Below are 13,817 nucleotides of genomic sequence, written 5' to 3' on the forward strand. Positions count from 1 at the left end.
TAAGTGGAGGCGGCCTCGTTGCTGAGCGAACAAACGACCACTGTGGCGTGCGCTGGCTCTCAGGACTTAACTCCCACAAGCATGCGCCGATTCGGTATCTTTGGAACTATGACGACCAAGCCCAAAGTCACGCTGGTGACCTCATCTGCAATGCCGAACCTCTACCACGGTGAGGAAGGGTTGCTGGATGCTCTCGCGGAACGCGGATGCGACCCCCACATTAAAGTCTGGAACGACCCGGACGTGGACTGGAACGAAGCCGGAATGGTTATCGTTCGTTCGGTCAGCGACTACCCGTTGCAACGCGACACCTTCCTCGAATGGACCAAGAAGGTTCCGCGAATCCTGAACCACCCCGACATTCTCGAGTGGAACACGCATAAGACCTACCTGCGCTCGCTGGCGAAGCGCGGTCTGCCCACCATTCCCACCACTTGGCTGGAACCTGAGCAGAATCTGTCGAAGCACCAGATCCACACACGATTCCCGGCCTCTGGTGAGTTCATTGTCAAGCCCGCCGTTTCGTCCGGCGTGCGTGATATCGGCCGATACACCACTCTTTCCACCCCGCAGCGTCAAGCCGCCATCGCGCAGGTCCAGCAGTTGTTGGGCGAGGGACGTGCGGTCATGGTTCAGCGCTACCTTGAAGAAATCGACACCAACGGTGAGATTTCGCTGGTGTTCTTCAATGGTCTGGTCTCGCACGCTGTTGTGAAGCGTGCGCAGCTGCACCCCGCATCCGTCACCGACCCGAGCATGCACGAAGCAGTCGTTACCGCTCAGGCAGCCGACTCTGTCGCATGGCAGTGGGGCGAAGAAATCCGCCGTAACCTGCACGCATACGTGAAGGAACGCATTGGACGCGACGAACAGTTCCTGTTCAACCGCGTGGACCTGGTGCCGGACGGTAAGGGCTCGTTCCTGGTCATGGAAGTGTCTTTGGTTGACGCTGACCTGTACCTGGGGGCGACGCCGGAAGCGCTCGGAAACTTTGCTGACGCAATCTCGGTGCGTGCGCACTGGTGAGCATCTCGCTTGAGTGAGGACGCCGCGAAGGCCTGAACTAGCCCCCGGCAGTTGGTGAACTAGCCCCCGGAAGTTGGACTGGTTTAATTCTAGGTGGTTAGGGTCTCAAGGGTCTGATTCCGATATTGCATCGGTGCCTGGCTGAGTCTTTTCTGTTCCCACGTGCACTTGGTGCGACGAATGTGGGTTTAAAAGCTCGGTTTTGTCGCGTTGGGTGCGGTTGGTGACGTGGCGCCTTGCTTGGTGTGGCTTTGCGCTTGTTGGGGGCGACGTGGCGAATGACACGCGCTAGTACCCAGTACGATTTTCATTTGAGGTGACTTATTTGCTAGAGTTTTCTCCGTTGCGCTAAGCGCTTCAATGGTGGCTGTAGTTCAGTTGGTAGAGCACCTGGTTGTGGTCCAGGACGTCGCGGGTTCGAGTCCCGTCAGCCACCCAGATGAATCCCGGAACCTTGCGGTTCCGGGATTTTGTTTTCGTAAGGAGTTTCCTACGCTGACGGGGGCATAAGGGGAATAAGGGGTGCTCCGCGAATGCCTGAGGACTACAGTGGTATTTTTCCTACGAGGAACTGGAGGGGAAATGATGACCGTTGAGGTCGCTCGTGATCGTGGCTGGTGGATCGCTCATTTAACGTACGCTGGGCAGACCTACCACACGCAGGGTCACACGCTCCGCGAATTGCGAGAAATGATTGATGATCTTTTCTCGTTTGTGTGTGAAGACGAAGGCAAACCTGGTTCAGCCACCGCGACCTTCAGATTACGGTTGGTGCCGCTTCGTCGCTGGTAAGGCGACGAGCTACGAGGATCCCCAGAGCGCTCAGCGGAAATGCTTCGTGATATTCGCGCCAAATAGGCGTTGAGCCCTCATCAGGGGTGCGATCTCGTGCATCGTGGAATGATCCACTTATGGCAACTGAATCCACCCACGTCCACCGTGCTCATGCCGCCAGCAACTTCATCACCGTCGTCGGCGTGCGCGAATTGCACCCAACGCGGATAATGAAACGATGCCGATAATCGGCGAACCCACCTCACAATCTTTGGAGGCATCATGCCCGACGTTCTCGCCTACGCGTGCGACGACACCGCCAGCATTTTCCACAAAACCACCATTCACCTGCGCGAACCCGGCCCCGGCGAAATCTACTTCGAGGTCAAGTACGCCGGCGTCTGCCACTCCGACATTCACAGCGCCAGGGGCGAGTGAGGCCCGAAGAAGTACCCTCTGGTCCCCGGCCACGAGATCGCCGGCATCGTCGCCAAAGTCGGCGAAGGCGTCACGAAGTACAAGGTCGGCGACAAGGTCGGCGTCGGTTGCCTGACCAACTCGTGTGGCACGTGTGAAATGTGCACCTCGGGCTACGAACAGTTCTGTACGGGGGACGAGGCCGGCCTTCCAGGAGCGCTCTGGACCTATGTTTGGATGCCGATGGAAATCCGACTGCCGGAGGTTACTCCCAGGGCTTCACGGTGTCGGAAAACTTTGCGTGCCGCATCCCGGATGAAATCCCGTTTGAGGCAGCGGCTCCGTTGCTGTGCGCGGGTATTACGACGTATTCGCCACTGAAGCGTTTCGGAGCTGGCCCCGGCAAGAAGGTCGCAATTGTGGGCATGGGCGGACTGGGGCACATGGCGGTCCAGATTGCGGCAGCCATGGGTGCCGAGGTCTCCGTGATCTCGCACGGTCGTTCGAAGGAAGAAGATGCGCGTCGGTTCGGCGCAACGCACTTCTACGCCACCAGTGAAGAGGGGACAGTCGAGTCGCTTGCTTCCAGCTTTGACCTGATTATCTGCACCGTCAGCGCCGCGAACCTTGATTACGCGGGGCTGATTGCAACACTGCGTCCGCTCGGTTCCTTAGTGAACGTCGGCCTGCCCGAGACACCGCTGACCCTGCCGTGGCGTTCGGTCATTGGCGGTAACCGAATCGTTGCTGGTTCCAACATTGGTGGCATCCCCGAAACGCAGGAAATGTTGGACTTCTGTGGCGAGCATGGAATCGCCCCGCAGGTTCAGATCATCAGTGGCGAAGACATCACCGAAGCCTACAACAACGTTGTCGACTCTAAGGTGCGCTACCGCTACGTGATCGATACGGCAACGTTCTGAAATACGTTGCTTCATGAGCATTGAAGTGAAAGAGGCCGTGACCTTTATGCGGGTCACGGCCTCTTTTTGACTGTCGGGGTGACAGGATTTGAACCTGCGACATCCTGCTCCCAAAGCAGGCGCGCTACCAAGCTGCGCCACACCCCGAAACACACGCAACGGCGTTTGAGGGCGCCGAAGCGAAATGCTACATGGAAGATCATAAGGCCTAGAGGGTTAAATTTCGCAATCGAAGTGAAAACCCGCTACTATCGACCATGCGCGCTTTGATGCGTCTGCGGATGTAGCTCAATGGTAGAGCCTCTGCCTTCCAAGCAGATCACGCGGGTTCGATTCCCGTCATCCGCTCTGATAACCCCCGGTTTTCGTTGAGGATCGGGGGTTTTTGTTGCTATCGCGCCGTTTGTGGTGGGGTGGTGTGGGGGAGAGTGAAAGCCGTTTAGATACCTGAAATTGGTATCATGCTGGTATCAAGCCCGTCTGATACCAAGAGCCGCTGAAATTGATACCAGGCGCAAACAATGAGCTGAAATGCCACATTTACCGCGTGGAATCGAGGAATACCGAGGAAAATATCGCGTTCGCTTCAGTTTTGAAGGCAAACGATATCTAATCGGCTCGTATTCCAATCTGAAAGACGCCCAAAACGCGATGGCGATTGCGAAGTCAGAGATGGTTTGTGGGGTGTATATCACACCTGCTGAGCGCCGTAAGCGTCAGAAGGAAGCTGAGGAAGCCGAATGCGCGGAAGCTGGGGGAGAGTTTTAAGTTCTAGTCATTTTCTTGCTTTGTATCCTCTTTCCACCTGTCAACACTTTACTAGTGTGGTATTATGGGGGTGTAGGAAGGAGGTGAAGGAAACGGATTTCGTAGGAATTACTGGGAATTCTCTTCGGGATCGCTGAAATCATCAAGGCAAGCGCCAAGGTGATCACAGCATCGAGGAGCAAGCGCAAATGAGACCGATGGTCCGGAGATGTCACTAGCAACTCCGGGCCACCGGCCCCTACGAAAAATTCCACCACACAATATGAACAACATCAAGGACATCCTGATCTTGCTCGCCCTCGTATGCATCATTGTCTGGCTTGCCGTCGAAGGCTATACGGTCTACGCAGCAATCGCAGGCACGTTGCTTGTCGTCGCAGGGGTCATCTACCTGATTGCATTCATCATGGGAAGGAATAAGAAATGACAGACCAGACACCCGTCTATCTGTCTCGCTCTGACCTTGCCCGCCGTATTGGCGTACAAGTAGGCACTCTAGGGCGCTACACGCTTCCAGAGCCCGACGTGTACATCGGACTCGAAGGCAGGCGCACAATGGGCTGGAAAGTAGAAACAGTCGACGAGTGGAACGCTCGCCGCCCAGGACGCGGCAACTGGTCAAAGCCAACCAATTGATGACAGATACGCAAAAACGCCCTCACTTTCCCGTGCGGATTGTGAGGGGCGCTGACGGCAGGCCGCGGGAAGTGGTGAATTCATCAATCCATCGGGAATAGCTCGGTCTGCTGGTCTGCCATAGTGTGTCCTCTCCGTACAAGGCCCGTCGGCCATGATGAACCCACTGAACCCCAGTGGTCAGGGAAACTTGGGTATAAGAAAACCCCCGGCACCAAAACGGTGACAGGGGTTGGGAGTAGCTTGTTAGCTTCTGGTCGCTCAGGCTTCTTCTAGCCTCGGCATGAAGAAACCCCGGAGCCTCAGTGGCTTCGGGGTTCTCTCTGTGTGTTGAAGGTGTTGGTGCTGTTAACGCTTGGGCTTCTTCAGCTTGTTCACCCGTTCTTTGTAGATCGCGTTGTACTCTCCGAGGGTGACTGCGCGGATCTCGGTGTGCTCCCAGATCTCCAGGATGTGGTCGCGCGCCTCAGTCATGGTGAACCCGCGGATCCCGAGTTCATCCATGTAGTGCTGGAGCTCATCATCGCGCGTGCTGAGGCAGATCCAGTCCGTGTCGATGTAGGTGACGGGGTCTCCGTACCAGGCGATCATGGCGACGACCTTGCCATCGCGGATCAGGTCAACCCATGAGACTGGCGTCTCGTCGACGAGGAAAATCATGCATGGGTAGCGACCCTCCGGGAGGGACGATTCGCCGGCTGGACTTGCCGCAGCGGCAGAATGCCACTCGCCGTTGATCCATCCGGATTCTTCGACGAGCCTGTTCAGCTCCTCATTCGAGAGCGGCTTCTTCCTCTTCGGCTCCATGGTATTATTCTACTCTTTTTCCTCGAGAATCGTAGCAAAGACGTGAATCTGATCCGCCATTTCATCTTCTTGCACGTGATCGATTCTGTATTTCAGGCCGCGGTGGAGAATGATTTCGCGCTCAGCTGCACCGTATTGACCAATCCGCATCGGATTGACCGCCCGAGTTCCTTGGGGAACGCTGAAATGAATCTGCACCGGCTTGTGGTCGTACACGGCTTTTGGCCTGACTGATGTCGATGTGTATTGGTGCTACGTCTGAATAGAGCCCTCAAGCTTCTTCTAGCCTTGGCATGAAGAACTCATACCAGTATGGTTCTTCTTCTCGCATGATCTGAATCTGCTCTGGGGTGAACTTTTGCGGGTAGTCCGTCCACAGGTTCAATACTGTTTTCTTATCGAACGTGACATACAGGGGGCCTATCTCAAAAGATCCATCTTCAGAGATGCGCTCTACGGTCCACATATGAGGATCATCGACTTCGGGGTCGTCGATGACAAACTCATCATTTAACAGCACCTAACAACCTCTTTCGTTGCGCTGTTTCCACAGTGTTAAGGTAGCCCATCAATTCAGCGTAGCCATCACTGCTAGCAAGTGTGGTGATTTCCGCGATTGTCGAGTCAGCCTCGTACCTAAAACCTCGGAAACTATGTGACATTTTACAGGCGAAACGCTCTCGCAGTTCTGTTTTTGTGAGCTCATGCCAACTGTTTTCGTCTGGATAGGGGCTTTGTAGCTCCAAATATTCGTATCTGCTCCCTGTATTTCTGATTACAGCAGTATGCCTACCAGTTACCAGGATGTACTTTTTCCCGGTTTCTGTACGATCAAGTAGCTTCCCAACAGCCTTGAGATCATTGAATTGCCGTTCTGAATAGGATTCGACTCCAGTACTCGTCAGGATTTTACGGATCCTGATGCCATAAACTGACCGCACTCCTCAAACAGGCAGGCTTCACTTCACGCCAAGGCAAAGGTGACCACGAAATATGGTCAAACGGGTCTTTCAGCGTTTCCATCACCCAAACCCGCGAAATCTCCCCAGGTCTGACCCGCAAAGCGCTCAAAACAATCGAAGCAAGCAAAAGGAACACAAAATGAACACGATAACCATCACCGCCCGCCGCTGGAGTGGTGGCTGGGAACTGTGGAACGGGGACGACATCTGGACACAAGTGCGCACTCTTCCCAAAGCCCGCCAGCAAGTAATCGACTACCTCGACACGATGGAAGAAAACGTCGATCACTCCACCTGGAACATCACTATCGTCCCTGAGATAGAGCAATCCGCCAAGTAAAACAATCCATCGAAGCATCTAAAACAGCTGAAGAATCCGCCAAAGTAGCCTCCGTAGCGTCCCGAAAAGCAATACGAGCACTCAAAGACGCCAACTATTCTCTGGCAGATATTAGCTACAGTATGGGCTTGTCTCGCTCTCGCGTCTGCCAACTCGCCAACTCCTAACATCCGCCCCTCGCAAGTCCGTATCCGGCCTGCTGCCGGCCAGCAGGGTGGGCAGGTAACCCCAACGCGACTACCTGCCCGCCGTTGTCTTGGTGGCGTTAAAAGGGCGGGGTGGCGAGGTGGCGGGGTAGCGGGGGTGAGGTTTCCCTTCTTTGGTCAGATAAAGTTTGCCCTCAGCGCTGTGAGATTGCCCCTCTTCGGTGCTTCGCCTCTTTTATGTGCGCTTCGCTCAGCAAAGTATCTGACAGAGTGTCATAATAATTGTGTATATGGCATTCGTTCGTTGATCCACATCAAAGGTCGTTGAAGTATGAGCGCAGTAAACCAGAATTCTGAAGTAGCGCCCACGCGCCGTGACTGGATGGCTCTAGCAGTTCTCTCCATCGGTCTGGGGCTCATTGTCCTTGACGGCACAATCGTCGGAGTTGCTCTCCCTGTCATTATTGGGGACTTGCAGCTGAATATCACCGACGCGCAATGGGTAAACAGTCTCTATGCAGTCCTGCTCGCAGCGCTTCTGCTTTCGACGGGCAACTTGGCTGATAGGTGGGGGCGTAAAAAGGTATTCCTGATCGGTATCGTCGTGTTCGTAGCGGGGAGTCTTGTAGCTGCCCAATCCGAAACCGCGGGGGTTCTGATCTCGTCGCGCGCGATCCAAGCATTGGGGGCGGCTTTCATCATGCCCTCGACGCTTTCAACGGTAAACGCGGTATTCCGCGGTCGATATAGGGCGGCGGCATTCGGTGTCTGGGGTGCCGTTATTTCCGGCGCTGCCGCAGTTGGGCCACTTGCGGGTGGAGCGCTGACTCAGTGGGCCTCGTGGCCGTGGATCTTCCTGGTCAACCTTCCGATTGGCGCGCTGGTATTCGTCGCCGCACTGTTTACCGTGCCGAATACTCGGGGGAAGAGTGGGCGTCCCGGCATCGATGTTGATGGAGCCATGCTCAGTGCGATTGGCTTCGGAGCTCTTGTCTTTGCCGTTATCGAGGGCCCTGACCTTGGGTGGTGGACTCCGAAGGGTGAATTCAGCATCTTTGGGTGGAATTGGCCGACAACTGCTGCGCTTTCTCCCGTCCCCGTTGCCTTGGGAGTCGCAGTGATTGCGCTGGCTCTCTTCGTGATGTGGGAACGCCATCGTGAGAAGGTTCAGCGCACAGCTCTTCTTCGCCTGGACCTCTTCCTTCTGCCGACCTTTGCGTGGGGGAACGTGACTGCCGGAATGGTTGCAGTGGGAGAATTCGCGATCATTTTTGTTCTTCCCCTGTATCTCATCAACGCACTTGGCTTGGACATCATGGGCGCGGGGCTCGTCCTTGCGGCGATGGCAGTTGGTGCGTTCTTGTCGGGTGCGTCTGCGCGACATCTTGCGGCGAGGTTCGGCGCTCCGGCGACAGTATTGATCGGACTGGCTCTGGAAGTGGTAGGCATTCTGGTTCTCGCACTTCTTGTGAGCCCGACGACCCCGGGATGGGGGATTGGCCTGCCTCTGACCGTCTATGGTCTTGGACTCGGTCTTGCATCAGCGCAGTTGACGGGCACGGTACTTCGGGATATTCCTGTTCAATTCTCCGGTCAAGGATCGGCGACACAGAGTACGGTCAGGCAGATTGGTTCGGCTTTGGGAACTGCTGTTGCGGGGGCCATGCTCTCCGTTTCGCTCTCGATGGCTCTTCCTCAAGCGCTTGAAGACGCCGGACTGACAGGGGAGGCATTCGATTCTATTGCCGAGGCAACGCGCTCGTCCGCCGGCGTCATGATCGCGCAACTGCGAGCTCAAGGCGATCACAGCGCCCTTGGTGATCAAACTGCTCTCACCGTGGAAGCACTGACGAGGGGCTTTAGCGATGCCACAAGCTGGGCGCTCCTAGCCGCGAGCCTCTTCCTTGTCCTCGGCCTCGTCGGTGTACTACGCCTACGCCGTGCGTCCATGATTTCTTCTGGCGATTAAGTAGGGCGAGGCGGACGGATTGAGTGGATCTCCTTCTGAGAAATGGCGCGCCCAACGGATGCTCCTCGCGATAATTTCTGTATGCCTGAAATGAAGACCCCAGATCTTTCACTGGCGAAAGCTGCATTGTCGGGGTTATGTATGTGAGAGCCTAGGGATCCTCGAGTTTGTGCACGACTGATGAATGACTGGTCTGTGGATCACTCCTTGGAAACTTCGAAGGTGGAGTCGCCCTCGATTAGTGGAGTTGCGCGCATTTAAGCCATAAACCTGGTCTCGATAGGGACATTGACGCGGGTCTGTCGTAAACTAGGCGAGTTGTCATGCGCCCGAATTGGGTGCTCCCGCAAATTTGAAACGTTTTGGAGTGCACGCACGTGAAGAGCACCGTTGAGACTCTCGAACCCACCAAGGTTCGCCTGACCGTTGAGGTTCCCTACGAGGAACTGTCCGATGAGATGAACAAGGCCTACAAGGATATCTCCCAGCAGGTCTCCATCCCCGGTTTCCGTAAGGGCCACGTGCCACCTCGCATCATCGACCAGCGTTTCGGTCGCGCAGCCGTCATCGAACAGGTCGTCAACGAGGTCCTGCCGGGTCACTACTCGGATGCAGTCGCAGAGCATTCGCTCCGCCCGATGCAACAGCCACAGGTCGAGGTCACCGAGATCCCGAACACCACCGGCGAACAGGGGGGACAGCTGATCTTCACCGCTGAGGTCCCGGTTGTGCCGGACTTCGAGCTCCCCGAATTCGACGAGAAGACCGTTGTCACCGTCGACACCACCGAGGTCACCGACGAAGACGTCCAGAAGGAACTCGACGAGCTCCGCTCTCGCTTCGCAACTCTGAAGACCATCAACCGCAAGGCCAAGACCGGCGATTACGCAACCATCGACATGGTTGCCACCATCAACGGTGAAGAGGTCGACTCGGTCGCAGACGTGTCCTACGAAATCGGCTCGGGCAACATGCTCAATGGTCAGGACAAGGCTCTGCGTGGCACCAAGGCAGGCGACGAGGTTTCCTTCACGTCCACCCTCAAGGGCGGCGACCACGAAGGTGAAGAAGCAGACATCACCATCACCGTGAAGTCCATGAAGGCGCGCGAACTGCCGAAGGCGGACGACGACTTCGCTCAGATGGTTTCTGAATTCGACACCATCGACGAGCTCATGGAAGACCTGCGCACGCAGGCCGGCCAGTCAAAGACCTCGCAGCAGGCGCTACAGGCCCGCGACAACCTGATCACCGACCTCCTCGAACAGGTTGAGATTCTTCTTCCTGAAGAGGTCATCGAGCACGAGGTTTCGCGCCGCGTCTCCGAAGATGCCAAGCCGAAAGAAAAGAAGGAAGCGCGCGCGGCCGTCGAGCGCGAACTGCGTTCTGAACTCCTCTCCGAGGCAATCGCGAAGAAGTTCGATGTTCAGGTTTCCCAGCAGGAACTCATCGACTACGCGATCCAGATGTCGCAGAACCTCGGCATCGACATCAACCAGCTGTTCTCCTCCTCGCAGCAGATGGCAGCAGTTGTCGCAGACCTCGGACGTTCCAAGGCTATGATCGAGGCTCTGCGTCAGGTCACCGTCAAGGACACCGAAGGCACGGTCGTTGACCTCTCTGAGTTCTTCGGCGACGTTGCAAAGGAAGAAGCAGAAGCTGAAGAGGCAGAAGAGACCACTGAAGCCTGATTCAAGCATGCGCTAGCAACACACGCTAGTGAATGTGGCCGGTACTTTCGGGTACCGGCCACATTGCATGTGGGAGGCCTCATACTGCTATGAGCACTGCGCCTACAGCGAACAGAGGGGGATTGGCTGAGCCTTGTCCGCGTGAAACCGATAAGTTATACCCAGTGGGATCTGAAAGCGGATCTATTCGACCAAGGAGAATCCTCGTGAGCGACCAGGCTGTAATGGCAGGCGGCGGCGTGCAATCGCCGATGGGTCTGTCCGACTCCGTGTACCAGCGACTTCTTGCAGAACGCATCATTTGGCTGAACGGCGAGGTCCGTGATGAAAACGCCAACGCGATCTGCGCCCAGATGCTTCTGCTTGCCGCCGAAGATCCGGACCGCGACATCTACCTGTACATCAACAGCCCGGGTGGGTCGGTGACCGCAGGCATGGCAATTTACGACACTATGCAGTACGTCAAGCCTGATGTTGTCACTGTCGCAATGGGCTTGGCTGCTTCGATGGGTCAGTTCCTGCTGACCGCAGGCGCGCCGGGCAAGCGCTTCATCACCCCGCATACTCGCGTCCTGCTCCACCAGCCTCTTGGTGGTGCCGGTGGTAGCGCCACTGAGATTCGTATTAACGCGGACCTGATTCTGAAGATGAAGAAGGAACTCGCCGAGATCACCGCTGAGCGTACCGGCAAGTCCGTTGAGCAGATCGAACTGGACGCGGACCGTGACAATTGGTTCTCGGCGTACGAGGCCCTGGAATACGGCTTCGTTGACAAGGTCATCGTGAACCCGCAGGAAATTAGCACGCTCGGCCAGGATGGAGAAAACTGATGAGCACCACCCCGTACTTTGAAGGTATCGCCCGTCAGATGCCACAGGCTCGCTATGTTCTGCCGAATTTCGAAGAGCGCACCGCTTACGGTTTTAAGCGCCAGGACCCCTACGCCAAGCTGTTCGAGGATCGCATTGTGTTCCTCGGCGTGCAGGTTGATGACGCGTCTGCTGATGACGTGATGGCGCAGCTTCTGGTTCTGGAAAGCCAGGATCCAGATTCGCTGATCACCATGTACATCAACAGCCCCGGTGGTTCCTTCACCGCGCTGACCGCAATCTACGACACGATGCAGTACATTAAGCCACAGATCCAGACCGTGTGCCTTGGTCAGGCCGCATCGGCTGCAGCCGTTCTGCTGGCGGCCGGTTCACCGGGCAAGCGCCTGGCACTGCCGAATGCTCGTGTTCTGATCCACCAGCCGGCCATGGAAGGCATGCAGGGGCAGGCATCCGATATCCAGATCGTTGCTGACGAGATCGACCGTATGCGCGCGTGGCTGGAAGATACGCTCGCGCATCACTCGGGCACCCCGGTTGAGCAGGTCCGCCGTGACATCGAGCGCGACAAGATCCTGACCGCTCCCCAGGCGAAAGAATACGGCCTGATCGACCAGGTTCTTCAGTCCCGCAAGAGCTAAAACGCTGGCGCTCACTAGCGTGAAGGTGGCTACGCTGTGGGGAGAAAATGGCGCGCCGAATGGCGGACTTACCTGTCCTCACATAGGCTGAAGACACGCTGAACGGAAGCGTTTGCACGCCAATCCTAGGTGGCAACCAACATATCTACGTGTGACGTCCCGGTGGCGCGCGGTAGTGATGAATTTTGATCGATGGAGGGCTAACGTGGCTCGACTGACCGACGGAGCTGAACTGCTCAAGTGCTCGTTCTGTGGAAAGAGTCAGAAGCAGGTGCGCAAGCTCATCGGCGGTTCCGGTGTCTACATCTGTGACGAGTGCATAGACCTCTGCAACGAAATCATCGCTGAGGAATTGGGCAAGGCTCCCGAAGAAACCTCGGAGCTGCCCCTGCCGAAGCCAATTGAAATCAACGACTTCCTGAATTCGTGGGTGATCGGCCAGGATCGTGCGAAGCGTGCGCTGTCTGTCGCGGTCTACAACCACTACAAGCGTGTGAAGTCGCGTGACGCTGGGCATGCTGAAGATATGCAGGGGACCAAGTCGAACATTCTGTTGCTTGGCCCCACGGGTACGGGCAAGACTCACTTGGCGCGTTCGCTGGCGCGTATGCTTGACGTTCCTTTCGCGATCGTTGACGCGACTGCGCTGACGGAAGCCGGCTACGTTGGTGAGGACGTCGAGAATATTCTTCTTCGTCTGATCCAGACCGCGGATGGTGACATTAAAAAGGCTGAACGGGGCATCATCTACGTCGACGAAATCGACAAGATTGGCCGTAAAGGAGAGAACGCCTCGATCACACGCGATGTTTCCGGCGAAGGTGTCCAGCAGGCTCTGCTGAAGATTATTGAAGGCACGGTTGCTTCGGTGCCGCCGCAGGGCGGACGCAAGCACCCGAACCAGCAGTTCCTTGAGATTGACACGTCGGGCATCCTGTTCATCGCAGCGGGGGCTTTCGCAGGTATTGAAGAGATCGTGAAGGCTCGTTTGGGTCAGCGTTCCACCGGTTTTGGCTCAGACCTGAAGTCTGCTGCTGAAATGGGTGACCTGTACAAAGAGATCACCCCTGAAGATCTGCACAAGTTCGGCATGATTCCAGAATTCATTGGTCGTCTGCCGATCCTGACATCCACGCAGGAACTGACCGAAGAAGACCTCGTCCGCGTCCTGACCGAGCCGACGAACTCCCTAGTTCGCCAGTACCAGCATCTTTTCGAGCTTGACGGCATTGATCTGGAGTTCACGCACGAGGCGTTGCTCGAGGTCGCGGCCTTGGCGAACGAGCGTAAGACCGGTGCCCGTGGCCTGTCGTCGATCATGGAGAACACACTGTCTGACCTGATGTTTGAGCTGCCCAGCCGTGACGACGTGGGGCGCGTTGTGATTACGCGCGAGTACGTTCTTGGTGAAGGTGAGCCTGAGCTCTACGCCGAGCGCGCTCATCAGATTCGCACCGCCTGAACCGGATGGGAAAACCAGTGGCAGAAGAAACGCAGATCAGCGCCCACACGTCCGGGGAGGCCCTGATCGGAACAGGCATCCCTGCCGAGCTGGCTGACGCGCGTGGAACCATCGACAACATCGATGCTGCGCTCGTCCATATTCTTGCTGAGCGTTTCCGCTGTACCCAGCGAGTCGGACACATCAAAGCTCTCCATGATCTTCCGCCGGCTGACCCGGCACGTGAAGCACGACAGGTTGCGCGTCTGCGATCGCTCGCCGAAGAATCCGGCCTCGACCCTGACTTTGCTGAAAAGTTCCTTGCCTTCATGGTGAAGGAAGTTATTCGCCACCACGAAGACATCAAGGCCGAGTACGACGAGGGGAGCACCCACTCAATACCGAAGCATGGCATTGTTGGGAGATGATGGGCACCCGGTAGGTTG

At 56.5% G+C, this 13,817-nt stretch carries 14 protein-coding genes, 3 tRNA genes and 2 pseudogenes; 15 read left to right on the forward strand and 4 right to left on the reverse strand.

All coding sequences use genetic code 11. The features are described 5' to 3' along the window. The first annotated feature begins 108 nt into the window (after nt 1-108). The 4 genes and pseudogenes from QP381_RS05500 to QP381_RS05515 all read left to right on the forward strand — a co-directional run bounded on the left by QP381_RS05500 (nt 109) and on the right by QP381_RS05515 (nt 3,140). Nucleotides 109-1,026: an ATP-grasp domain-containing protein gene (locus tag QP381_RS05500; protein ID WP_040318568.1), complete on the forward strand. Its 918-nt coding sequence runs from the start codon at nt 109-111 to the stop codon at nt 1,024-1,026. Nucleotides 1,027-1,389: 363 nt separating this feature from the next. Then, nucleotides 1,390-1,462, forward strand: a tRNA-His gene (locus tag QP381_RS05505). A 146-nt stretch (nt 1,463-1,608) separates the two neighbouring features. Next, a complete protein-coding gene (locus QP381_RS05510) occupies nt 1,609-1,818 on the forward strand; it encodes a hypothetical protein (protein WP_006681315.1) in 210 nt (69 codons plus the stop codon). Between the two features lie 264 nt (nt 1,819-2,082). Next, a pseudogene (locus QP381_RS05515) lies at nt 2,083-3,140 on the forward strand (NAD(P)-dependent alcohol dehydrogenase). Between the two features lie 73 nt (nt 3,141-3,213). Here the strand turns inward: QP381_RS05515 and QP381_RS05520 are convergent. Beyond that, a tRNA-Pro gene (locus QP381_RS05520) sits at nt 3,214-3,287 on the reverse strand. A gap of 130 nt (nt 3,288-3,417) precedes the next feature. On the opposite strand from QP381_RS05520, the gene QP381_RS05525 reads away from it, so the two are divergent. The 4 genes from QP381_RS05525 to QP381_RS05540 all read left to right on the forward strand — a co-directional run bounded on the left by QP381_RS05525 (nt 3,418) and on the right by QP381_RS05540 (nt 4,544). Beyond that, a tRNA-Gly gene (locus tag QP381_RS05525) sits at nt 3,418-3,488 on the forward strand. Between the two features lie 183 nt (nt 3,489-3,671). Then, the gene (locus QP381_RS05530; RefSeq protein WP_103631967.1) at nt 3,672-3,908 is read left to right on the forward strand and encodes a hypothetical protein; all 237 of its coding nucleotides are present in this window, start codon (nt 3,672-3,674) and stop codon (nt 3,906-3,908) included. Nucleotides 3,909-4,170: 262 nt separating this feature from the next. Beyond that, nucleotides 4,171-4,335, forward strand: a complete 165-nt coding sequence (locus QP381_RS05535) for a hypothetical protein (RefSeq protein WP_285068049.1) — start codon at nt 4,171-4,173, stop codon at nt 4,333-4,335. Further along, nucleotides 4,332-4,544, forward strand: coding sequence for a helix-turn-helix transcriptional regulator (locus QP381_RS05540; RefSeq protein ID WP_103631965.1), 213 nt, complete (start codon nt 4,332-4,334; stop codon nt 4,542-4,544). The genes QP381_RS05535 and QP381_RS05540 overlap by 4 nt, the downstream gene beginning before the upstream one ends. A gap of 348 nt (nt 4,545-4,892) precedes the next feature. Here QP381_RS05540 and QP381_RS05545 read toward each other — a convergent pair whose 3' ends face one another. From QP381_RS05545 to QP381_RS05555, 3 genes and pseudogenes are all read right to left on the reverse strand, one after another. Continuing rightward, the gene (locus tag QP381_RS05545) at nt 4,893-5,351 is read right to left on the reverse strand and encodes a hypothetical protein (RefSeq protein ID WP_006681892.1); all 459 of its coding nucleotides are present in this window, start codon (nt 5,349-5,351) and stop codon (nt 4,893-4,895) included. A gap of 9 nt (nt 5,352-5,360) precedes the next feature. Then, nucleotides 5,361-5,588 (reverse strand): annotated as a pseudogene (locus tag QP381_RS05550) (ADP-ribosyltransferase); the annotation flags it as partial. Nucleotides 5,589-5,622: 34 nt separating this feature from the next. Beyond that, nucleotides 5,623-5,871, reverse strand: coding sequence for a DUF7675 family protein (locus QP381_RS05555; protein WP_103631963.1), 249 nt, complete (start codon nt 5,869-5,871; stop codon nt 5,623-5,625). 581 nt (nt 5,872-6,452) lie between these two features. On the opposite strand from QP381_RS05555, the gene QP381_RS05560 reads away from it, so the two are divergent. From QP381_RS05560 to QP381_RS05590, 7 genes are all read left to right on the forward strand, one after another. Then, a complete protein-coding gene (locus QP381_RS05560) occupies nt 6,453-6,653 on the forward strand; it encodes a hypothetical protein (protein ID WP_103631961.1) in 201 nt (66 codons plus the stop codon). Nucleotides 6,654-7,130: 477 nt separating this feature from the next. Further along, nucleotides 7,131-8,768 (forward strand): MFS transporter, encoded by a 1,638-nt coding sequence (locus QP381_RS05565; protein WP_285068050.1) that lies wholly within the window; start codon nt 7,131-7,133, stop codon nt 8,766-8,768. Nucleotides 8,769-9,145: 377 nt separating this feature from the next. After that, entirely contained in the window at nt 9,146-10,459 is a 1,314-nt protein-coding gene (tig, locus tag QP381_RS05570; protein WP_006681306.1) for a trigger factor, read from the forward strand. A 224-nt stretch (nt 10,460-10,683) separates the two neighbouring features. After that, a complete protein-coding gene (locus tag QP381_RS05575) occupies nt 10,684-11,289 on the forward strand; it encodes an ATP-dependent Clp protease proteolytic subunit (protein ID WP_040318567.1) in 606 nt (201 codons plus the stop codon). Beyond that, nucleotides 11,289-11,930, forward strand: a complete 642-nt coding sequence (locus tag QP381_RS05580) for an ATP-dependent Clp protease proteolytic subunit (protein WP_103631959.1) — start codon at nt 11,289-11,291, stop codon at nt 11,928-11,930. Before QP381_RS05575 ends, QP381_RS05580 begins: the two co-directional genes overlap by 1 nt. Nucleotides 11,931-12,135: 205 nt before the next feature. Next, the gene (gene clpX / locus QP381_RS05585) at nt 12,136-13,392 is read left to right on the forward strand and encodes an ATP-dependent Clp protease ATP-binding subunit ClpX (RefSeq protein WP_006681303.1); all 1,257 of its coding nucleotides are present in this window, start codon (nt 12,136-12,138) and stop codon (nt 13,390-13,392) included. A gap of 17 nt (nt 13,393-13,409) precedes the next feature. Then, nucleotides 13,410-13,799 carry a chorismate mutase gene (locus QP381_RS05590; RefSeq protein WP_103631958.1) on the forward strand — a complete coding sequence of 130 codons (390 nt, stop codon included), beginning with the start codon at nt 13,410-13,412 and terminating at the stop codon, nt 13,797-13,799. Nucleotides 13,800-13,817: the final 18 nt, after the last annotated feature.

Source organism: Pauljensenia sp. UMB6358 (assembly GCF_030216865.1).
Taxonomy (GTDB): Bacteria; Actinomycetota; Actinomycetes; order Actinomycetales; family Actinomycetaceae; genus Pauljensenia; species Pauljensenia turicensis_A.

Excerpts from the sequence above, each read along its gene's own strand:
- QP381_RS05565 (WP_285068050.1), top strand. The coding sequence starts at position 7,131 with ATGAGCGCAGTAAACCAGAATTCTGAAGTAGCGCCCACGCGCCGTGAC.
- QP381_RS05540 (WP_103631965.1), top strand. The coding sequence starts at position 4,332 with ATGACAGACCAGACACCCGTCTATCTGTCTCGCTCTGACCTTGCCCGC.
- QP381_RS05545 (WP_006681892.1), bottom strand. The coding sequence starts at position 5,351 with ATGGAGCCGAAGAGGAAGAAGCCGCTCTCGAATGAGGAGCTGAACAGG.
- QP381_RS05510 (WP_006681315.1), top strand. The coding sequence starts at position 1,609 with ATGATGACCGTTGAGGTCGCTCGTGATCGTGGCTGGTGGATCGCTCAT.
- QP381_RS05560 (WP_103631961.1), top strand. The coding sequence starts at position 6,453 with ATGAACACGATAACCATCACCGCCCGCCGCTGGAGTGGTGGCTGGGAA.
- QP381_RS05530 (WP_103631967.1), top strand. The coding sequence starts at position 3,672 with ATGCCACATTTACCGCGTGGAATCGAGGAATACCGAGGAAAATATCGC.
- QP381_RS05575 (WP_040318567.1), top strand. The coding sequence starts at position 10,684 with ATGGCAGGCGGCGGCGTGCAATCGCCGATGGGTCTGTCCGACTCCGTG.
- QP381_RS05535 (WP_285068049.1), top strand. The coding sequence starts at position 4,171 with ATGAACAACATCAAGGACATCCTGATCTTGCTCGCCCTCGTATGCATC.
- QP381_RS05580 (WP_103631959.1), top strand. The coding sequence starts at position 11,289 with ATGAGCACCACCCCGTACTTTGAAGGTATCGCCCGTCAGATGCCACAG.
- QP381_RS05500 (WP_040318568.1), top strand. The coding sequence starts at position 109 with ATGACGACCAAGCCCAAAGTCACGCTGGTGACCTCATCTGCAATGCCG.